20 protein-coding genes are annotated in these 20,596 nt (G+C 63.2%); 12 read left to right on the forward strand and 8 right to left on the reverse strand.

All coding sequences use genetic code 11. From position 1 onward, the window contains the following. Positions 1 to 6: 6 nt before the first annotated feature. Complete coding sequence (locus AC5FRV_RS04320) at positions 7 to 999, forward strand: alkaline phosphatase family protein (RefSeq protein ID WP_493559866.1); 993 nt, start codon at positions 7 to 9, stop codon at positions 997 to 999. A 23-nt stretch (positions 1,000 to 1,022) separates the two neighbouring features. Here AC5FRV_RS04320 and AC5FRV_RS04325 read toward each other — a convergent pair whose 3' ends face one another. Then, on the reverse strand, positions 1,023 to 1,865 hold the full coding sequence (locus AC5FRV_RS04325) for a TrmB family transcriptional regulator (protein WP_493559867.1): 843 nt from the start codon (positions 1,863 to 1,865) through the stop codon (positions 1,023 to 1,025). 85 nt (positions 1,866 to 1,950) lie between these two features. On the opposite strand from AC5FRV_RS04325, the gene AC5FRV_RS04330 reads away from it, so the two are divergent. Both AC5FRV_RS04330 and aglJ read left to right on the forward strand, forming a co-directional pair. Continuing rightward, positions 1,951 to 2,127 carry a DUF8595 family protein gene (locus tag AC5FRV_RS04330; protein WP_493559868.1) on the forward strand — a complete coding sequence of 59 codons (177 nt, stop codon included), beginning with the start codon at positions 1,951 to 1,953 and terminating at the stop codon, positions 2,125 to 2,127. A 107-nt stretch (positions 2,128 to 2,234) separates the two neighbouring features. Then, positions 2,235 to 3,269, forward strand: a complete 1,035-nt coding sequence (aglJ, locus tag AC5FRV_RS04335; protein ID WP_493559869.1) for an S-layer glycoprotein N-glycosyltransferase AglJ — start codon at positions 2,235 to 2,237, stop codon at positions 3,267 to 3,269. Here the strand turns inward: aglJ and AC5FRV_RS04340 are convergent. Beyond that, positions 3,266 to 3,595: a hypothetical protein gene (locus tag AC5FRV_RS04340; RefSeq protein WP_493559870.1), complete on the reverse strand. Its 330-nt coding sequence runs from the start codon at positions 3,593 to 3,595 to the stop codon at positions 3,266 to 3,268. The genes aglJ and AC5FRV_RS04340 overlap by 4 nt on opposite strands. 103 nt (positions 3,596 to 3,698) lie before the next feature. On the opposite strand from AC5FRV_RS04340, the gene AC5FRV_RS04345 reads away from it, so the two are divergent. Beyond that, entirely contained in the window at positions 3,699 to 5,336 is a 1,638-nt protein-coding gene (locus tag AC5FRV_RS04345; RefSeq protein WP_493559871.1) for a rhomboid family intramembrane serine protease, read from the forward strand. A 36-nt stretch (positions 5,337 to 5,372) separates the two neighbouring features. Here the strand turns inward: AC5FRV_RS04345 and AC5FRV_RS04350 are convergent, their stop codons facing one another. From AC5FRV_RS04350 to AC5FRV_RS04365, 4 genes are all read right to left on the reverse strand, one after another. Then, the gene (locus AC5FRV_RS04350) at positions 5,373 to 6,008 is read right to left on the reverse strand and encodes an METTL5 family protein (protein WP_493559872.1); all 636 of its coding nucleotides are present in this window, start codon (positions 6,006 to 6,008) and stop codon (positions 5,373 to 5,375) included. Positions 6,009 to 6,087: 79 nt separating this feature from the next. Beyond that, the gene (gene dph2 / locus AC5FRV_RS04355) at positions 6,088 to 7,134 is read right to left on the reverse strand and encodes a diphthamide biosynthesis enzyme Dph2 (RefSeq protein WP_493559873.1); all 1,047 of its coding nucleotides are present in this window, start codon (positions 7,132 to 7,134) and stop codon (positions 6,088 to 6,090) included. Between the two features lie 104 nt (positions 7,135 to 7,238). Continuing rightward, positions 7,239 to 8,309, reverse strand: a complete 1,071-nt coding sequence (locus tag AC5FRV_RS04360) for a CAP domain-containing protein (RefSeq protein WP_493559874.1) — start codon at positions 8,307 to 8,309, stop codon at positions 7,239 to 7,241. A 289-nt stretch (positions 8,310 to 8,598) separates the two neighbouring features. Next, positions 8,599 to 8,733 (reverse strand): hypothetical protein, encoded by a 135-nt coding sequence (locus AC5FRV_RS04365; protein WP_493559875.1) that lies wholly within the window; start codon positions 8,731 to 8,733, stop codon positions 8,599 to 8,601. Positions 8,734 to 8,838: 105 nt separating this feature from the next. On the opposite strand from AC5FRV_RS04365, the gene AC5FRV_RS04370 reads away from it, so the two are divergent. The 8 genes from AC5FRV_RS04370 (at position 8,839) to AC5FRV_RS04405 (ending at position 17,692) form a co-directional block, all read left to right on the forward strand. Then, positions 8,839 to 9,237 carry a YlbF/YmcA family competence regulator gene (locus AC5FRV_RS04370; protein ID WP_493559876.1) on the forward strand — a complete coding sequence of 133 codons (399 nt, stop codon included), beginning with the start codon at positions 8,839 to 8,841 and terminating at the stop codon, positions 9,235 to 9,237. A 288-nt stretch (positions 9,238 to 9,525) separates the two neighbouring features. Further along, the gene (locus AC5FRV_RS04375; RefSeq protein WP_493559877.1) at positions 9,526 to 10,356 is read left to right on the forward strand and encodes an MBL fold metallo-hydrolase; all 831 of its coding nucleotides are present in this window, start codon (positions 9,526 to 9,528) and stop codon (positions 10,354 to 10,356) included. 78 nt (positions 10,357 to 10,434) lie between these two features. Continuing rightward, on the forward strand, positions 10,435 to 11,619 hold the full coding sequence (locus tag AC5FRV_RS04380; protein WP_493559878.1) for a hypothetical protein: 1,185 nt from the start codon (positions 10,435 to 10,437) through the stop codon (positions 11,617 to 11,619). 42 nt (positions 11,620 to 11,661) lie between these two features. Beyond that, positions 11,662 to 12,558: a phosphoribosyltransferase HisG-related protein gene (locus AC5FRV_RS04385; protein WP_493559879.1), complete on the forward strand. Its 897-nt coding sequence runs from the start codon at positions 11,662 to 11,664 to the stop codon at positions 12,556 to 12,558. A 98-nt stretch (positions 12,559 to 12,656) separates the two neighbouring features. Further along, positions 12,657 to 13,778, forward strand: coding sequence for a thiamine ABC transporter substrate-binding protein (locus tag AC5FRV_RS04390; RefSeq protein WP_493559880.1), 1,122 nt, complete (start codon positions 12,657 to 12,659; stop codon positions 13,776 to 13,778). 2 nt (positions 13,779 to 13,780) lie between these two features. Further along, the gene (locus AC5FRV_RS04395; RefSeq protein WP_493559881.1) at positions 13,781 to 15,592 is read left to right on the forward strand and encodes an ABC transporter permease; all 1,812 of its coding nucleotides are present in this window, start codon (positions 13,781 to 13,783) and stop codon (positions 15,590 to 15,592) included. Further along, positions 15,580 to 16,644 (forward strand): ABC transporter ATP-binding protein, encoded by a 1,065-nt coding sequence (locus AC5FRV_RS04400; RefSeq protein ID WP_493559882.1) that lies wholly within the window; start codon positions 15,580 to 15,582, stop codon positions 16,642 to 16,644. The genes AC5FRV_RS04395 and AC5FRV_RS04400 overlap by 13 nt, the downstream gene beginning before the upstream one ends. 40 nt (positions 16,645 to 16,684) lie before the next feature. After that, complete coding sequence (locus tag AC5FRV_RS04405; RefSeq protein WP_493559883.1) at positions 16,685 to 17,692, forward strand: AIR synthase family protein; 1,008 nt, start codon at positions 16,685 to 16,687, stop codon at positions 17,690 to 17,692. A 132-nt stretch (positions 17,693 to 17,824) separates the two neighbouring features. On the opposite strand, the gene AC5FRV_RS04410 is transcribed toward AC5FRV_RS04405, so the two are convergent. Then, on the reverse strand, positions 17,825 to 18,862 hold the full coding sequence (locus tag AC5FRV_RS04410; RefSeq protein ID WP_493559884.1) for a tyrosine-type recombinase/integrase: 1,038 nt from the start codon (positions 18,860 to 18,862) through the stop codon (positions 17,825 to 17,827). After that, a complete protein-coding gene (locus AC5FRV_RS04415; protein WP_493559885.1) occupies positions 18,859 to 19,275 on the reverse strand; it encodes a DUF5805 domain-containing protein in 417 nt (138 codons plus the stop codon). The genes AC5FRV_RS04410 and AC5FRV_RS04415 overlap by 4 nt, the downstream gene beginning before the upstream one ends. Between the last annotated feature and the right edge of the window lie 1,321 nt (positions 19,276 to 20,596).

A 20,596-nucleotide genomic window follows, 5' to 3' on the forward strand; every position in this document is an offset into this window, starting at 1 on the left:
GTAACCGTGACGCTTCGTTGGTCACTGCTAGAGAGGGCAGAAATAGGAGTGTTCAAATATCACGATGCACTTTTCGTTAACGTCATTATGTATTCGCTCGCTGGTATCAAACGGGCAATTCGTGACCCAGCACGGGCGATTCGGGAAGCTAACAAATTCTTTCATACCCGTGGATTTCGTCGCGATTTCAATCCCGACGGAGTGAACGTTCTCGATCGGGACTGGGACAATCTGATAATTCTTGACGCTTGCCGATACGATTACTTCAAAGAGGTCGCTGACCTACAGGGAACAACGGGATACGTCGAATCGATTGGGAGTGCCACCTACAGATTCATCCGGGGAACTTTCACTAACCGAACGCTTTACGACACCGTATACGTGATGGACAACGGCTGGTACCTGCAGTTAAAAGACGAGATTAACTCAGACATCTTCGATCACTACAACCTCCATAGCGGAAACTACGACGTTACCTGGGCAGACGAAGAGTTGGGAGTAGTTGCTCCCGAGAGCGTGACTGAATACGCGAAGCGAGCGGTCAACCAGTACGAAGACAAGCGACTCATCGTTCACTATCTGCAGCCACATCATCCGTTCCTCGGAGAGACGGGTGAGACTTTCACCCAGCACTCTTCTTCGTTACTCGAAGTAATCGACGAGAACGAGAACGCCACGAGAGAGCAATTGCGTCGCTCTTATCGTGAAAATCTGGAATTGGTGCTTGAGGAGGTTACAGAACTCCTTCCCGAACTGACGGGACGAACTGTTATCACGGCAGATCACGGTGAAATGCTCGGCGACCGTCACGACTTTTTCCCGATGCGTGACTACGGCCATCATCCAGGCATTTACAACGACGCGACGGTGAAAGTACCGTGGCACGTCGTCGAAAACGGCGAGAGGCGCGATATACGAGCCCAGGAGCCTAAGGAACAGGAAGAGATCGACGCTGCGAAGCTCAAAGAACAGCTCCAACAACTCGGATACAAGATGTGACCGAAGCGTACGTTCACAGCCGATCAGGTCCGTTCCAAGGCTTCGTACTCCCAAACAAGGTCAAAGTACCGCTTTAATCCAGCCACGAACGCCTCGTTTTCAGTTATTGCCGCTTGCCGCATGTGGTTCGGAACATCATCCTCCTGCACGAGCAGAATCGCCGTCCCGGAGTCGTACTCCATACTCGGGTCGGCCACAGTGCCCCGCCAGGGGAGTCGTTCCTCGCTGAACCGGATCCCGACTTCCGGATACGAATCAGAAATTTCCTCGACGATACCCGCCTGAACGTCTCTGTTCTCATCGCTCAGCCGATCGGGAGCGACCAGGAGCACGGAGACGTCGATTCCCCTGTCGAGGGCCGCCTCGAAGGCGGGGCGGACCGAGTCGAAGTACTCGAAGCTCTTCGACATAACGAGCAATTTTTCGTCGGCGTCGTCGTAGATCCGACGGGTCTCCCGCTCGCTGGGTTCGCCGACGTCGACGACGTGAAACAGTTCCGACGTCGGGGTGACCGACTCGGTGGCGCGCTCGAACAGCGGATCGTACTCGGAGAGGAACACCTCGCGGCGCGTATCCAGTTCGGCCTCGAACTGTTCGTACTCCTGTCGCTGGTTCTCGACGGCCCTGTCGAGGATTTCCTCGGGTGACTTCGACTGGTACTGCTTCGGTCGCCCGGGAATGACCTTGATGAATCCGCGGTCGGAGAGGGCGTCCAGCACGCCGTAAATGCGGGCTTTGGGGATTCCGGTCGCCTCGGCGAGGTTGGGCGCCGACGTCTGCCCGAGAGATATCAGCTCTTCGAGCGCGGTCTCCTCGTACTCCGTCAGCCCCAGCAGGTCGAAGACGTCGTCTGCCCGGCCGGTCATACGTCGTACTTTTATCGGCCCGTACAAAAGGGGGCCGAAACGTATATGGACCCGACGCCAGTAGTTACTCGCAAGATTAGTAACTATGGACGAACAGCAGATCGCGGAGTCGGAGGCGGTGGCGGAGGAGGTGGAATCAGCGGCGGACGACGCGTCACGGGCCGATTCACGGGCCGAAGACGACCACCTCGCCGGCGTCGAGGACGGCTGTGGCTGTACCGAAGTGTGGGAGCACCTGAGCGAGAACCGCGCGGACGAGTAGCAGAGATCTCACTCGAATTGGACGACCGATCTCCATGTGATCGACGGAGAGTCGGCGCCTCACTTCCGATCCGCAGCTTTTTGCTGGCGGCGTGACGAGTACCGCCAATGGCGGATAGCGACGACGTCTGCGTCCTCGTTCCCACGTACAACGAGGCCGAGACGATCGGTGCGGTCGTGACAGGGTTCGTCGACCAGGGGTACGAACACGTCTTCGTCGTCGACGGCGGGTCCGCGGACGACACGCAGGCAGTCGCGCGCGAGGCGGGTGCACGCGTCGTCGAACAGTCCGGGACGGGGAAGGGCCAGGCGGTCCGCGAGGCGCTTCAGCGCCACGTCGACCGGCCGTACGTCCTGATGCTCGACGGCGACTCGACGTACCGGCCGGAAGAGGCGGAGCGGCTCCTCGACCCGCTGCTCTCGGGGGAGGCCGAACACGTCATCGGCAACCGGTTTGCAAACATGCAGTCCGGGGCGATGACGCGGCTCAACCAGGTCGGCAATCGAATCATCAACCGTTCGTTCTCGCTCATCCACGGTCGGAACCTCGTCGACATCCTCTCGGGCTACCGGGCGTTCACGCTCGAATCGGCGAACCGGCTCCACCTCCGATCCGACGGGTTCGGCATCGAGACGGAGATGTCCGTCGAGTGCGTCAAACACAACGTCAGGACGGCGGTGGTCCCCATCACCTACGAGCCCCGGCCGGAGGACTCGGAGACGAATCTGCGCCCGTTTCGCGACGGCGCGAACATCATTCTCACGCTCTACCAGATGGCCAAGACGAACAACCCGCTGTTCTACTTCGGCAGCGTGGGAACGCTGAGTACGCTCACGGGCATCGGTCTGGCGGCCTACGTCGCCTACGAGTGGTTCGTCAGGAGCATCTCCCACGAGGTCATCGCGTTCCTCGCGGGGTCGGCGGTACTGCTCGGCGTCCAGTTGTTGATGTTCGCCGTCCTCTCGGACATGATCGTCGCCGTCAATCGAGAACAGACCCACCAGATCCAGCAGATCGCCCGCAAGATCGGCGACGAGAAAGGGGAAGATGCGGGTCCAGTGGGCGAGGACGCGGCCGGGCAGTCGGCGGACGTCGAAGAGTCGACGGTCGACGAGAGCGGCGTCGACCCGGCGGAGTCCTAGAACGGGATCAACGACCGTAACTGAGCGAGGAGGCTGTTGCCGGTGGCCTCACGTCTGGATTCGAACACGGGGTGCAGCGCGTTCAGCAGGTCCTGCTCGTGCTCGAACTCGCGTCGGTCGATCTCCTCGAGCGCTTCTGCGAGGGTCATCGCGTGTCCGGACGCGTCGTAGGGTACTTCGACGTGGCCCAGTTCGTCCCGCAGCGACTGTGCATCGGTCGGGTACGTCACTGCCGCGTCGCTCAGTCTGGCGTCCAGGGCCGCGATCCCGAACTCGATGACCTCGGGTCCGTCGTCGTCGTCGTTCGCCGGCGGGCGGACTCCCATTAGTGAATAAGACGGCCCTGGGGGTCGAAAAACCTGCGCTCCTGGCTCGAATGGCTGGGTACCGGGCGCCACTGATAAGCCACCGCGGTCCGTTCCGCAGTATATGTCGGCAGGTGTGCCGGTGGCGCTGGAGCCCTATCGCTGGCTCGTGGTGGTCGCGTCGGTGCTCGTCTCGTTCCTGGTTCTCGCGCTGATATCCGGGGACGGCAGGCGAACCGACGGCGTTCGCTCCCGACTCTTGCACGGCGTCCCCTGGGGAACGGCCCTCACCGTCGGGTTCGTCGCGTCGGTGTACCTCTTCGTCCAGGGTGGGCTCGCGCATCCGAGACAGCCGCTCGTCATCCCGTTCCGCTCGTGGTCGTACTTTTACCCGCTCGGAATGGTCACCGCCGCGTTCAGCCACGGGAGCTGGTCCCACGTCGTCGGAAACCTCGTGGGAACCGTGGCCTACGCTTCCATCGCGGAGTACGCGTGGGGCCACTATCCGAGAAAACGCGGCGCTCAGACGTTCACGGGCTGGCGAACGAACCCGTACGCCCGCATCCTCGCCGTTCCGGTCGTCTCTATCGTCGTCGGCCTGTTCACCGCCCTGTTCGCCCTCGGTCCCGTCGTCGGATTCTCCGGCGTCGTCTTCGCCTACGCCGGTTTCGCCGTCGTCCAGCGACCAGTCCTCGCGACGCTGGCGATCCTCGGTTCACAGGTCCTGAGCCTCGCCTTCTCCGCGGTGACGAACCCCCAGTCTGTCGCGTCACCGACGCCACGCGTCGTCACGCCCTGGTGGGCCGACATCGCCATCCAGGGTCACGCCATCGGGATCCTCGCCGGTATCTTGCTCGCTATCGCCCTGGCCCGATCGCGTGACGACTGGCCCGAACCCCGGCGAGTCTGGTTCGCGCTCGTCGCCTTCGCCACGTTCCAGGGCCTGTGGGCGATGTACCTCCCTGCGGACGGGGGTCGGTACGTCCTCTTCAGGTGGGCCGGCGTCTCGGTCGTGTTCCTCCTCGCGACGATCGTGGTGATCGCGGCGACGAGGCGCGAGGACGTCGCCGTTCCGTCATTCGGGAGCGTGCACAAGACGTTCGCCCTCGCGTTCGTCGTCGTCTTGCTGGCCTCGCTCTCCGGGTCGGCGGTGTTCTACAACGTCGCCCCCATCGACCAGCAGCCCGGTCCCGACCGGACAGTCGAGGTTCGCGATTACTCGGTCGGCTACGCCGAAGACATCCCGGAGGGGTACATCGACGCCGTCTCGATCCCGATCATCGACTACTCGCCCCAGATCAACACGAGCGGCGTCATCGTCACGAGTCCAGATCGATACATCTGGCGGACGGCCGTCGGACCGGCACGGCTCGAAAACCGCGGTCGCGTCTCCATCCTCGTCGGCGGACTCGGCTGGCGTGAACGCGTCGTCGTCAACCGGACCGGGTGGATACTGGCTGGCAACGAGGAGGTGTACAAGGTGTACCTCCGCCCCGAGGGCGAGGACCGGACGCTCGGCTTCTCGTCTGAGCCCGCAGCGGCCGACCCAACGATAGCCGGGCGTAACGTCACGATGCGTTCCACCGACGAGCAGTTCGAGTTCGTCGTCACACGGCGAGGTGAGACAATGGGCAGCGCGGCCGTTCCGGCGAACGGGACGTCGGTCACGACCGGCGGGCTTACGTTCCGTCGCGACGAGAGTCGCGTCTTCGCCATCGAGAACGAGACGCGCGTCCAGATCGCCCGACGGAACGGTGACTGAGCGAACGGCGATCGAGAGAACTACGCCTGAGAGGAGTTATCCGTCAGCCGACCACTCGATGCGGTACACTTCGGCGTCGATCGTCCGTTTCTCCTCGTCGTGGAAGTCGAACTGTCGAGGCAACTCGAACTCCGTCCGGTAGGAGTCGGTGACGTCGCCGCCCTCGTCGGCCGCGAACGACTCGACGAACTCCTGGCTCCCGTCGTTGTGGATGGAGTAGGAGACGCCCGCGACGTCGGCGGCGGTCGCCAGGAACGCCCGGTCGGCGTGTTCGTTCCCCGACTGGGCGCCGAACGGCGGGTTCATGACGATCGTCGTCTCCGCGGGGTCCGGTCGGAGCGGCAGGTCAGTCGCGTCGGCGCGGACCCAGGAGACGGAGGTGGTCGAGGCGACCTTGCGCTCGTTGTCCCGGGCAGTCCCAAGCGGCGCCGGGTCGATATCGACGCCGACGACGCGCTCCGGGCCGCGCAGCGCGGCACCCAGAGCGAGCATGCCCGTCCCACAGCCCAAGTCGAGGACCGTCTTTCCTTCGACGTCCCCCCGCAGGTCGGCGAGGTGAACGAGGTGAGCCGCCAGTTCCGGCGGCGTTCGGTACTGTTCGAGGGGGGCTCGCGGGTCCTCGAATCCCGCCACGACGCCGAGTTGCTGGGCCAGAGCCCGTTTTGTCGCCATCACTCACAATACATTATGCGCATTCAAAAAGTTTTGTAGATGCGCAGAAGTAATCGAGCCGCTGGTCGGGGAGTTCGACTTACCAGGTGTCGTGGAAGGTGTCGAACTCCAGCTGGTCCAGATCCTCCTCGCCGATGGCGATGCGGTACTCCTGGGGAGTGAGCATCGGCTGTTTGAACTGCGGGCCGTCGTCGGTGGTGATACGCGGACAGCCAGTGTTGACGTAGGCGTCCATCCCGAAGTTGGTGAGCCGGTCCGGCGTCACCTCGTCCATCGTGATGAGGTAGGCGTTGTCGTTGTTCTCGACGATCTCCTGGGCCTCGTCCCAGCGGCCCTGGCCAATCTTCGTACAGAAGATGACGCCCCAGCGCTCGGCGTCCATCGCCTTGTGGACGGAGGCGTAGCGCTGCTTCATGAACTTCTCCGTGTCGGCGACCGTGACGACGTTGTTGACGGGATCGGCGATGACCACGTTCTTGTCGGGGTGTTCCATCGCGAGGCCGAGCGGGTGGAACTTGCCACCGCCGACGTACAGCATCTGGTCGGCGTCGACGTCGGCGCTAGCGTAGTTGCAGCCGAGGACCTGGCCCTCGTGGGTGAGGCGGTCGTCGCCCTTGCGCGTGTGGACGGTGTAGCCGCGCTCCCCCAGCCACGCCTTCATCTCGTCGAACTTGTTCATGTGCTGGGCCGTAGTGACGAGACCGACGTCCGGATCCTCCTCGGGCGAGGCCAATTCCTCTTCGCGGGCCTGCTCCATGATGGGGAAGACGTCGACGTTCGAGAAGAGCGGGACGTAGATGATCTTCTCGGACTCCTTCATCGGCGAGTGGCCGAAGTGGACGAAGACGTCCGTCCGGCGCATCATGTAGGTGTCGAGGTCGCAGGCGCCGTAACAGGGCTGACCGGAGATCATCACCTGGACGTCCTCGGGCAGCAGTTCCCGCAGGTCGTCGGCGACCGCCGGGCCGCGTCGCTTGAGTCCTTCCGGGAACTGGAGGCCCACGGTCTCGGCGTCGCGTTCGTCGACGGCGTCGACGATGCGGTCGAGTTCGTAGTCCCACTCCCTGTCGTGCTTCAGCGAGAGACCTGTGTTCCGCAGGTCTCCGTCGGTACGCTCCTGGCTCATTACCCCGGCGTAACGTCCGAGCGCGTATAACAGCCGCGTTTCGGTGACTACGTGAGTGCCCGCAACGCGCCGTGAGGAACCCGGTGGGGTTCCGTCGGCGTGATTCAACAGAAGTTCTGCGTCGCGTACACCTCCCCGTCTTCGCCGTCGTAGTAGACGCCGATTCCCTCGGCGTTCCACCGTTCCCGGAGGATGTTCTCCCGGTGTCCGCTGGAGTTCATCCACATGTCCACGAAGGCGGTCGCGATCGCCGACTCCGAGGGCTCCCCGATAGTACCCCGCATCGCGATGTTCTCGCCACCCCCGACAGCGCAGTCGTAGCCGGCCTGATCGTACCGGTCGACGAAGCTGTCGCCGTCGGGCGCGGTGTGGCTGAAGTAGTCGTTCTCCGCCATGTCCCGGCTGTGGTTCCGGGCGACTGCGCTCAACTCGGAGTCGTGTTCGAGCGTACCCAGCCCGTTCTGACGACGGATTTCGTTGATCTGCGCGTGGATATCACGCTCGACCGCACGCTCGTCGAACGCTTCGTCTGTCGACGATTCTGTCTCGGTAGACGTCCCCGATTCGGTCTCGGTAGCGGTTTCCGTCACCGTCTCGGTAGTGGTCTCCGTCTCCGTGGGTGAGTCGGTGGTCGTTGCCGTCGGTGACTCGGTCGCCGTTTCTTCCTCCGTCGCCGTTTCGGTTTCAGTCGCCGTTTCGGTTTCAGTCGCCGTTTCCGTCTCGGTAGCAGTGTCCGTCTCCGATGGCGTGCTCGATTCGGTCTCCGTCGCTTCAGTTTGGGCCCCGCCGTCGTCCTCACCGTCACCATCGTCTGCTATCGGTTCGTCGTCGTCACCCTGCGCGTCATCCCCCTCCCGGGTATCGTCGCTTTCCTCACTGGACTGACCAGTCCCGCTGGATTCGTCGTCCTCCTCCGGTGTGTCGGGCGAATTGTCGCCGAAGCCGTACCCGTCGTCCGGGATGAACACCGAACAGTTCCCGTCCTCAACGTATTCGAAAGCCGTCGCGTTCGCGGCCGTCGCGTTTTCTTCCGACGCGTCACCGATTTTCTCGGAAGCGCTAACGGTGCCGACCCCAGCGGCAAGTACTGCCGCGACGAACAGCGCCGCGGCGATGGTCACCCCGATCCGCTGCCAGCCCCGTCGATTCGCGGTTCGATTCGCCTCATTCGTCATGGACTGCCTCCCCTGTTGACATGCTCCGTGGGGCACTACTGGCCCGGTTTAGTTCATTATCTGCGTCGTAAACGAAATTCCAGAAAACCGCCGCGTAATTGGGCCGACGCCGGCATTCGGTCACGACTCCGCCGTACACAGCGGAAATGCGAGATTAAGCGCAAACTGTAGCCTGGAACGAGCGATTACGGAGCGGCGGAGCCGACTGGCTTCTACACCGCGCCGATTGCTCGCCGTCGGTACTTTGGTCAGTCCACGGCGACCGCAAGCCGAGAAACGTCTGGTGCGGTCAGGACTCGTCGAGTAACTCGTCCACCCGGGAGTCGCGCCGCCCCATCATGACCGAGACGACCCGGTCCTGGAAGGCGAGGAAGCCAAACACGAGTACGGCCAGTCCGCCGCCGAACAGCATGGAGGTCTCCATACCCGGAGTTCACGCTCGCTGCCTATAAGCCTTCCCGGGGGTCCCGGACCCCGTTCTCGGGCGTCTCCGGCAGGTCTATAGGCGACGAGTCCCCAACGTCGATCAATGAGCGTCGAGACCGAGACCCGCGACGATGCCGGTGAGAACCCCGCCGACCAGCTCGCCAGCGAGTTCGGCGAGGCCATCACCGAGATGCCCATCTACCAGCGATTCGCAGAGGCCAAGCGGGCCGTCGAGAACGACGAGGCAGCCCAGGAGCGCATCCAGAAGTTCGAAACCATCCGCGAGGACTTCATGCTCGCCCGCCAGACGGGCCAGGCTGACGAGGAGGGCCTTCGCGAACTCCAGGCCGCCCAGGAGGAACTGCACGAACTCGACGTCATGAGCGAGTACCTGGCCGCCCAGAGCGAACTCGAACTCCGCCTTCAGGAACTCAACGAAGTCGTCTCCGACGAACTCGTCGTCGACTTTGGCGAGAAGGCTGGCGGGTGCTGTGAGGACTAGGGAGGCGCGCCCGAAGGGCGGGCCTCCGACAGTCCGAGGGGGAGCGAAGCGACACGCGAGGACTAAAACGGCGCCGACCGGAGGGAGGGGCCGTCTCGAATCCGAACGGTGAACGAAGTGAACCGTGAGGACCAGGCTGGCCTGAGCGAAGCGAAGACCAGTTATACTGCGAACGGGGAGCGGAGCGACCCGTGAGTGAGTTCTGAGCGAAGCGATGATCGCCGTCTGTGGCCGAATAAAAGAGGTGGCTTCGAAACGCATTAGCCCCAGCCATCCGACTCCTCGTCCATGACAGTCGATAGCGACTGGGGCGACTGGTTGCCGCGCGCCGTAGAAGACGCCGACCCGGACGGACTGGCAATCTGGTATCTCGGGTGTAACGGGTTCATCGTCAAGTCCAGCGGCGGGACGACGGTGTACATCGATCCCTATCTCGGTATCGGGGACCCGCCGCGGACGCTCCGGATGATTCCGGTGCCGTTCAACCCCGAGGACGTCTCGGAGGCCGACGCGGTGCTGGCGACGCACGAACACATCGACCACGTCCACGGGCCGTCGCAGGGACCGATCCTCGAACAGACGGGCGCGGACTACTACGCGACGGACTCGGGAATGGCCGTCGTCGACGAGGAGGGCTGGACCGACGAGTGGGACGTCACGGACGACCAGTTCACCGAAATCGTCGAGGGCGACACGCTGGAGATCGGCGACCTCACCATCCACGTCGAGCCTGCCAACGACCCAGACGCGGAACACCCGATCTCGTACGTCTTCGAACACGGCGAGACGACGTTCTTCCACGGCGGCGACGCCCGTCCGGGCGAGTTCGAGGAAATCGGGGAGAACTACGACATCGACCTGGGCGTGCTCGCCTTCGGCGCTATCGGCAACATCGACGACAAGGAGACGGGCGAACCGGTCCGGACCCAGTGGTACAGTGACGAGAACATGATCGTCGAGGCGGCCAACGAGCTCCAACTCGACACGCTTCTCCCCAGCCACTGGGACATGTGGAAGGGCATGACAACAGAGCCGACAGTTCTTCACAACCACATGAATAGCTTCTCATACCCTGAGTCCCTCGAAATCGTCGAGATTGGCGACCGAGTGGACTGTTGAATGTATATTTCCTAACCGAACGGGAAAGAATAATGATAGTAAGTATCTTTAAGACCACGGCAAAAAGGTAATAGCAACATGAGCGATTCCCAGGCGTACGAGGCAGTTCAAATCGCCTCGGATGGGGTGACCGTCACGAAGCGTTTCGAGGCGGACGAGTTCCCCGTCCCCGCGATCGCGTTCAACTTCGAATCGAGGCGGAGCGAGCCGGTGACGGTTCGACTCTCAGACGTTGTCCCCGACGACGTGGCGGTCGAGGACCTGGGATTCCACCCCGAGTACGGCAGCGAGTACTGGACGATCGACGACGACGAAATCTCCTTCGAACGGGAGATCGAACCCGACGCCGAGTACACGACTGTGTACGGTATCCGTGCGACGGGCACGGACAACGTCGAGCAGTTCCTCACCGAACCCCAGTTCGACGAGGTCGACCCGCCGCTCGAGGACGACGAAGGAGCCATCGTCGGCGACGGGTCCGACGCCGTCAAGGACGTCATCTCCGGCGACGCCGACAGCGTTCCCGGCCTCGACGACGTCGACGACGACGACATCGAGACGCTCGACCTGAAGGATCCCAACAACGAGGGCGGGGCACAGTCGAGCGGGTCGGGGGGCGACAGCGACGACGGCGACGGGGATTCGGACGGCGCCTCTGGCGACGGCACGGCAGTCGAACTCTCCGGCGACAGTCTCGTGGCGGCACTGGCCAACGAGCTGCGGAACCAGAACGTGACGAAGGACGACGTCCAGCTCCTCCGCAAGGCCTTCGACCTGGCCAGCGACAACGACGGGAGCGTCAAGGCGCGAGTCCAGAAGCTCCAGCAGGACGTCACGAACGTCATCGCCTACACGGACGCCCTGGAGGAGTTCCTGGACGAGAACGGCACGGCCGACGAGATGGTCGACGAGTTCCGCGAAGAGGTCTCGGAATTCCGCGAACAGGTCGAGTCCTTCGACAGCGAACTCGACGAGGTCCAGAACACGGCTCAAGCCAACGAGGAACAGATCTCTACGATCTCCTCGGACGTCGACGCGGTCGAGGGAACTGTCGACGACGTCGAAGGGACGGTCGATGATGTCGAGGGGACCGTCGACGACCTCGAGGCCCGGATGGACGAACTCACCGAGGAACTCGACGACGTCCGCGACGAGATGGGCTCGGGCGACGTCGACGAGAAGATAGCGGAGATCCACGACGAGATCGAGGAGCTCAAGGAATGGCGCGAACAGCTCTCCTCGGTCATCGGCGGCGGCAACTAGGAACCGGACTCGTTTTATCGGCGCCCGTCTAGTTTGTTCTCAATGACGACGATCAGAGTGGCCGTCCCCCGCAAGGGGCGACCTCTCGAAGCCGTTCTCGAGACGGTTGCTTCCGAGGCCGACGCCACCGACGTGGCCGACCGGATCATCTCGACGTTGCGCTACGAGAAAGCGATCACGAAAGGTGACGCGGCCGCCGAGGACACCGTCTACGACCGCCTGGCCGACTACAGCGACCTCTCCGACCCGACCGAACCCGAGTACACCCTGTTCCGTGACGACCGCGACGGGATGCCGCGCCGCGTGGTCTTCGACAGCCTGACCGTCCCGTTCGGCGATCTCGACGTCCAGCTCGTCGGTCGCGAGGAGCCGTTCCGGGCGCTGCGTAAACACGAGTTCGCGCTCGGGTTCGACAGCGCCGACCTCGTCCTCGAAGAGGTCGTCGAGCTCCGGGAGGACCCGCTGACGGACATCGCCGACATCAACGACCGGATCGACCCCGTCGACACGGACGTTCGCGTCGTGACCGGGATGGGGGATACGGTGTACCACACGCTGCTCGCGACGCCGGCCGTCGTCGATTCGCTCTCGCCGTCGCTCACGCGCGAGTTCGTCACCGAATACGAGGGCCCGCTGTGTATTTCACCGCGGTACGAGCGTCTCGTCGAGGCGATTCTCGGCACGGACGCCAGCGACGGCGTCGAGTTCACGTACCCCGACGACGAGCGCGAGGAGGAGGCCGCTATCGCCGACGCGGGACTCGGCGTCTACGTCACCGTCACCGGGTCCACGGCCCGCGACCACGGCCTGGACGTCGGTGCGCAGCTGTTCCCCAGCGAGACCGTCTTGCTGGAGAACCAATCGGAACTCGACGACGACGTCGAGCGCGTTCGCGACCTGTTCCAGGCGGAGAATCGCAGTGCGATTCCCGCCAGGTGACGTCGATTTCGCTTCTGCGTCGGTCGATTGCCGGAACGACTGTCACGGGCCCGAGAATAGGAACGTATTTACCCACCACTCGGTAAGAACACCCAGTAATGGAACGACGACGATTTCTTCGGAACGCGGGAGCAGGTATCGTCGGCGTCTCGGCGTTCGCCGGCTGTAGCAGCCCCGGCGGAGACGACGAGCGTCCCAGCAGGACGGAGTCGGGAACTGGCACGACGACGGGGGCGGCGACGACCACGTCGCTCGGTGGGACGCTCCGCGTGGCGACGTACTCGTCGTTCACTGGCGAGGAGACCGCCGGGAACTGGCTCAAGTCCGCCTTCGAATCGGAGTATCCCGACGCGACCGTCGAGTTCACGACGCCGGAGAACGGCCTGAACCAGTACATCCAGCGGGCCAACGAGGGCGCACCGATAGAGGCCGACCTGTACGTCGGGCTCAACACGGGGGAACTCGTCCGGGCCGACGAACAGCTCGACGACCCGCTGTTCCAGTCGCTCAGCGAGGACGTCGCCGGCGTCGACGGAATCAAGGACGGCCTCCAGGCCGATCCGGAGGGGCGCGCGATACCCTACGACACCGGCTACATCAGTCTGGTGTACGACGAGAACGAGGTCGAACAGCCCGAGACCTTCGACGCACTTCTGGAACCGGCCTACGAGGGCGACCTCATCGTTCAGAACGCTCAGCAGTCAGACCCCGGACGAGCCTTCCTCCTGTGGACCATCCTGGCGAAGGGTGTCGACGGCTACCTCGACTACTGGCAGGGATTACAGGACAACGGCGTGCGGATCATGTCCGACTGGAACCCTTCGTATGAAGCGTACATGAACGACGAGGCGCCGATGATCGTCTCGTACTCCACCGACCAGGTGTACTACCACGGCGAGGGCGTCGACATGGCGAAACACCAGGTCGGCTTTCTGAACGACCAGGGGTACGCCAACCCCGAGGCGATGGCGATGTTCTCCAGCGCGTCGAACGGTGACCTGGGCCGTCGGTTCGTCGAGTTCGTCCTCTCGGAGGAGGCACAGGCCCAGATCGCGGACCTGAACGTTCAGTTCCCCGCGGTCGAGGGCGTCGAGATGGACGAGGAGTTCACCCGGTACGCCTACGAACCGCCGGAACCGGTCACCTTTACCTACGAAGAACTCGCAGGCAACGTGAGCACGTGGATCGAGGACTGGGCGCGCCAGGTCGCGAGCAAGTAACGATGCGCGAACGGGCCGAGCGGTTCGCGGTACCTCTCGGTCTCGTGACGACCGTCTCCGTCTTGATCGTCGTCTTCTACTACCCGGTCGGGAACGTCTTCGCCGACGCCGTCTCCAGCGACGGCCGGCCGACGCTCGTCCCCATCCTCGACGTTCTCACAGACCCGTTCTACACTGGCATCGCCCACCACCTCTTCGCCGACCCGCTCGGCGTCCCGGCGGGGATTCTCCAGTGGTTCTTCGCGGTCGAACTCTCCCCATCCGGCCTCGACCTCCCGCCCACGTCCATCGGCCTGTTCGGGTTCACCGCCTACCAGGCCGCTCTCTCCACTGTCGCAAGCGTGGCTCTCGGGCTGCCCGGCGCGTACCTGCTCTCCCGATACGAGTTCCCCGGTCGCCACACCATCAGGTCCCTGACCATCCTCCCGTTCGTCCTCCCGGGGATCATGGTCGCCGTCGGCTTCCTGGCGATGTTCGGCCGAAACGGCCTCTTCAACGACCTCCTGGCCGTCGTCGGTCTGGGTCCGGTCGAGGCCCTGTTCACGCTGGAGATCGTCGTCGTCGCCCACGCCTTCTACAACGCGCCGCTCGTTACCAGGCTCGTCACGACCGCCTGGGAGTCGGTAGACCGCCGGCAGGTCGAGATGGCACGGTCGATGGGGGCTACCCCGTTTCGGGCCTTCCGGGACGTGGTCGTCCCCCAGTTGCTTCCGTCGCTGCTGACGGCCTCGTTGCTCACGTTCGTCTTCACGTTCATGACGTTCCCCATCGTCCTGGCGCTGGGCGGGCTCCAGCTTGCGACCGTCGAGGTGTGGCTCTACGCCCGGGTCCAGAACCTCGAATTGACGGAGGCCGCCGCGCTCGGGACTATCGAGACCGTCATCTCGCTCGGGCTGACGTACCTCTATCTCCGCTACGAGGCGCGCCAGGTCGCGACGGGACGCGCCGGCCCCTCGCTGGCGCGCCGACAGTTGGTCGACGGCGTCCGGTCGCTCCGGGATCCCCGTCGACTCGCGATCGCCGCCTACGGCGTCGTGGTCCTCGTCGTCTTTGTCGGCCCGCTCCTGAGCATGGTCGTCGAGAGCGTGACCGGCCCGGGTGGAGAGTTCACCCTCGAATACTACCGGTTCCTCCTCGCCCAGCAGACCTCGTCTGCCATCGGGACGACGAGGCCCCTCCCGGCCATCGTCAACTCGCTCCTCTTCGGCGTCGGCACGCTGGTGCTCGCGCTGCCGATGGGCATCGTCGTCGCGGTCGTGGCCAATCGCGACGTTACCGGGAGTCGCGGCGCCGAGGCCGTCCTCTCGGCCCCGCTCGCCGTCAGCGGCATCGTCGTCGGTCTTGGCCTCCTCCAGACGCTGGTCTTCGGGACGGTCCTGTTCGACTACCGGATCACTGTGCTCGGACCGATCGCCATCGTCTTCGCGCACGCCGTCGCCGCGTATCCGTTCGTCACCCGCAACGTCGCGCCGGCGCTCGGCGGCCTCGATCCGCGACTGGTCGACGCAGCGCGGTCGCTGGGTGCCTCCCGGTTCAGGTCCCTCCTCGACGTCGAACTCCCCCTGGTGGCGTCGGGGGTGGTCGCCGGCGCCGCGTTCGCGTTCGCCATCAGCGTCGGCGAGTTCGATTCGACGGTCTTACTGGCGGAGGGGGTCGACAGCTACACCATGCCCGTTGCGCTCGAGCGCTACATTGGTAACCGATCGCTCGGACCGAGCCTCGGCGCCGCGACGGCGATGGGAACGGTACTGCTCGGCGTGACCGCCAGCAGTTTCGTCGTGATCGACCGCGTCGGCGGACGGTGGCAACCGTGACCGACGCCGGCGTCGAACTCGACGGGGTGAGTGTCGACTTCGGTGACGTCAGCGCACTGAACGACGTCTCCATCACCGTTGAACACGGGGAGTTCTTCACGCTCGTCGGCCCCTCGGGGTGTGGCAAGACGACGACGCTGCGCGCGATAGCCGGGTTCGAATCGCCCACGGAGGGAACCGTCGCCATCGACGGCGAAGACGTGACTGGCCGGCCGCCGGAGGACCGTAACGTCGGCGTCGTCTTCCAGAACTACGCACTCTTTCCCCACATGAACGTCCGGGAAAACGTCGCCTACGGACTCCGGTTCCGGGACCCGCCTGGCGGGGTCTCTCGGCGTGAACGTGTGGACGAACTGCTCGAACTGGTAGACATGGCCGGACTCGGGGAACGCGATCCGACCGAGCTATCCGGCGGTCAGCAACAGCGCATCGCCCTGGCGCGTGCGCTCGCTCCGGGTCCGGAGGTCCTGCTCCTCGATGAACCGCTCTCTGCGCTCGACGTCCGCCTCCGAGAACGCCTCCGCGTAACGCTCCGAGAGATTCAGCAGTCCCTCGACATCACGACGGTGTACGTCACCCACGACCAGGAGGAGGCGCTGGCGATCAGCGACCGGGTCGCCGTCGTCGCAGACGGGGAGATCGAACAGGTCGGCTCCCCTGAACAGATATACCGATCCCCCGCGTCCCGATTCGTCGCCGAATTCGTCGGCGACAACAACGTCTTCGAGGCCGCCGTCGACGGCTCGGACCCCCCTCGCGTCTCTATCGACGACCAGACCGTCCCGCTCGCGGCAGCGTCCACGGTCACTCCGGGGGAACGAGCCACGCTGTCGATTCGGCCCGAGGATCTCTCCTTCGACGAGCGAGACGTCGCGATCACGGCCACCGTCGAACAGGTGGAGTTCCTCGGTGACGCGTACCGCGTCCACTGTGAGTGGGGCGAAATGCCGATACTCGTGAAGACCACGCACGACGAGATACCGCGAGGGACCACAACGATCTGGTTCGACGCGCCCGACGTGCACGTCGTCGGCCGGTCCGTCACCGAGTGAATTCTCCGGGCTACTTGTGGGTCGCGGGCAATCGATCGGTATGCCCGACCTCGGCAAGATAGACAGGGAGTTCTTCGACTCGGTCATCTATCCCCATCTCGGCGCGGAACGGGACGACGTCGTCGTCGGTCCGCGACACGGCGTCGACTTTGGCGTCCTCGACGTGGACGGCACGGCTGTCGTGACCGCCACCGATCCCATTTCGATCCTCCCGCAACTCGGATTCGAGCGGGCCGGCCGGTTTGCCCTCGACGTCGTCCTCGCCGACGTCGCGGTATCCGGCGTCCCGCCCTCGCACCTCTCGATAAGCCTGACGCTCCCGCCGGAGATGACCGACGAGGAGCTAGCCGAGATGTGGGTCGGCATCTCCGACCACGCCCGGGAACTCGGCGTGAGTATCGTCTCCGGTCACACCGCACGCTACGCCGGCGTCGACTACTCCTGGGTCGGCGGTGCGACCGTGCTGGGCGTCGGCGATTCCGGAGACGTCGTCCGGCCGGACGGAGCGACTGTCGGAGATTCCATCGTCGTGACGACTGGTCCTGGCGCTGAAGTTGCGGCCCTCTTCGCCGTCCTCTTTCCCGACCGGCTCGGCCTCGCCGAGTCGACGCTCGAAACTGCCAGGGGCCGTCTCGAAGAGTTCGGTGTCGTTCGTGACACGATGGCGGCCGTCGACGCCGGGACGGTCACTGCGATGCACGACGCGACCGAAGGCGGGCTGCTCGGTGCGCTCACCGAGATGGCCCACGGCGCCGGCGTTCGTTTCGACGTCGACGGGGAAGCCGTTCCGGCCGCGCCGGGCGTCGGTCCGGTAACTGACGCGATCGACGTCGACCCGTGGGAGGTGACGAGCACGGGCACGCTCGTCATAATCGTCCAGGCCGAAGACGCAGAATCCGTCGTAAATGCACTCCAGCGACGCGGAACGCGCGCAGCCGTCGTCGGTCAAGTCTCCAGCGGCTCCGGCGTCTTCGTCGACGGCGACCAGCGGCACCCCCCGGAGTCCGATCCGGCCTGGAACGCCCTGGATCGTCTGAGCGAACGGTAACGAAGTCGAATCCTTCAACCCGAATTCTGCCGCTGAGACCCGTCTATCGTCGCATTTGGGACATCGCCTCGCAATACGGTCAACACCTGGTTCTGTATAGCTCCATACGGTTTATATGATCGGCTCGAACCGTCATACCCCCAGTTCGTAGACGTTCGCGAGGTACTCTGACCGGACGCGATCGCCCCATTCGTGGGTGTACGTATCGATGACGTCCTGGGCGACGTCGCCACGGAGGTACTTCACGATCCCTCTATCGCCGGTGCGATCCCGGAGGTGTGTCGTGAAGAAGTGCCGGAAGTAGTGTGGCGTGACGTTCTCCGCTGCCCCGCCACCGTCTCGGTACCAGCCACGCTCGCGGGCGTGCGTCTCCACGATGTGGTGGACCATGTCCGGAGTGAGCCGCTTTCCCCAGCCGCTTCGCGTGCTCGTAAAGAGTGGTTCCGCCGACGAGCGGGCGTCGGGGCGTATCGTCAGCCAGCGGAGTAACGCCCGCCGGAGCTCGTCGTCGACGGGAATCGTGGTGTCTCGTTTTCGCTTGTTCGAAGCCGTTCGTTCTTCGCCGTTCACGACGACGTTCCGCGAAGGTTCCGAAGAGACGAACAGCGAGTCCGGACGGGATTCGATCTGTACGCGGACGTCGGCGCCGACCTCCGGACCCGACTCGAGGTGGAGATCTCTGAGGTCCAGGTTACACAGCTCCCCGACTCGCATACCGGTCTTGAGGAACGTGACGACGATTGCACGTTCCAGCGGGTGGCGGACGTCCGCCACGAACGCTCGCATTTCGGGGACGCTGATCTCCCGACGGGCAGGGTCGGTGTTGATAGACTCGTCCATCTCCTCCATGACGAGCGTCATCGGATTGGCATCGAAAGCGCCGACCTCCGTCATGTAGGCGTAGAACCGGTGGAGATAGGAGGCGTACGTGGCGACGGTGGACTCGCTCTTGTCGCCCCGGAGGTCGTGGACGAACGCCATGCAGTCGCGATGGCTCGCTTCTGCCAGCGGGACGGGGCGGGCCCCGTCGCCGAGGAACGCTTCGAAGTCCCGGAGGACGCGTTCGTAATACGAACGAGTGCGTTCGGTCTTTCCGTGGTAGGTGACGTCGTCGAGGAAGTACTCGACTGGATCGTCGTCCACCTCGACAGTGTCGTTTCGAGCGCTCATACGAGCGTGTATCCCCCGTTCCGGCCGCTGTACTGGACCTGGCCATCGGCTTGCAGATCCTGGAGCGCGTCTTCGAGACGCTCCTCGACGTCGTCGGTCAACGCAGCGACCAGTTCGTCCCAGTCGTAGAACTCGTCCGATTCGAGGATATCGACGACCCGGTCTTCCAGGCCCGACCCCTGGGGTTCGGGCGTCGAAGATGGGGCTGCAGCGGCTTCATCAGCAGGTTCGATTGACGCAACGTCGGTATCCACCGAAATGTCGCTCCTCCCGGCCTGTACCATCGATCGGACGAACTCGCTCAGACTCATGTTCATCGCCTCGGCGTCTCTGGCCCACTCGTCTTTCTGGTATTCCGGCACGTACGTCTGAACGTGTGCCCGGCCCGTGTCGACGGACCCGTCGCTTGCCATGTACGATAGCTTGGCCCCCAGTTACATCAATCTAACTCAATCACCCAGATAAAGACCCTTATTTGTGGAAGTGCATTCCAATTCGGCAGTCTGTGTCGATTATATCTGTGTGTCTAACTCCCAAATTCACCGATGAAACTTAGGGACACAGATAATAGTCTTCGGTCGCGCTTGCCACCTCGGAGCTCTCACCGATTTGCATTCGCGAAATGCTCGCGGTTACGGAAGTCAGAGCGCATTACTATGCTAGAGATTGCAGAGCCAGGAACCGATTTGTCATGCAAGGTCTCGAACTTCTTCGAGACTCGGCAAACAGACCTCACGAGACGAATACGACGACGCACCAATCTCTTGTCAACGAACCACCGTCGTCACGAACTCCAAACCGATTTTGGACTGGTTGGCCCAATGGTACAGAACTTCCGTAGAGGATCTCATTTGCCATGGATGCCGATTATTGTCCGCCCCACTGGACCTTCACATTGGACAGGTGACGGCATCGTTCTGGTTCAGACTACGCAATTCGGATGGTCGAGCTTCGTCGAAATCCCGTATCCGATCACTGGTAGGCCAGACTTGCAGTGGCATCCGAACGACCCGATCACTACGTACCGATGCCTTCAGAGGAATTGCGGCAGTTCTGAGGCCGCTGGGGAGTCACGAGACGTTTCTGTGTAGGTGGGCGCAGGTTACCTGGAAGGTAGCTTCAGAGACCATTGCTCAGGCGCATTGCCATCGAGAGCCATCACAACGGTACTTACGACTACGATGTATCGACGAGGTACCAGGTCCACGAGTATGGATTCAGACGCGGGAGAATTGTCCGCGTGGCCAGACGGGTATCTGGGGCATCACGTCGGTGCAGCCGATACGTCGCCCAGCTCACTATCTGTTCAGCAGAACTCGGTTGCGAGAGTAGTTCCGATACGATGGCGATCGCGATGGCCTGATCCCTCCAAGGTCCGGCCTACTGACGTCGAAGCCTCGTAGTGATCTACCGCCATAGGTCGTGGCACGACAACCAATTCATGAACAGTGGTGAGTCTGAACTTGGATGTCTCGAAGACGGCGTAGCGAGGATCGAACGAGATATGACTGGATGTGAAGTGGCGATCTCAGAGGTCTCTAAACGAATAAACTCGTTGTTGATTGCTAATTGAGACGGTGGATGTCGAACTCGTAAACTGTATAGCGCTATACGCAAGCAGTGCGTCTTATACGAGACATTTTGTAATTATTACTACCCGATTCGACCTCACCGACCCGTTTATCGATTGTGTACTTTTGGAAGCGACATAATTCGCCCTTACACGAAAATTTG

Source organism: Halomicrobium sp. HArcel3 (genome assembly GCF_058933135.1).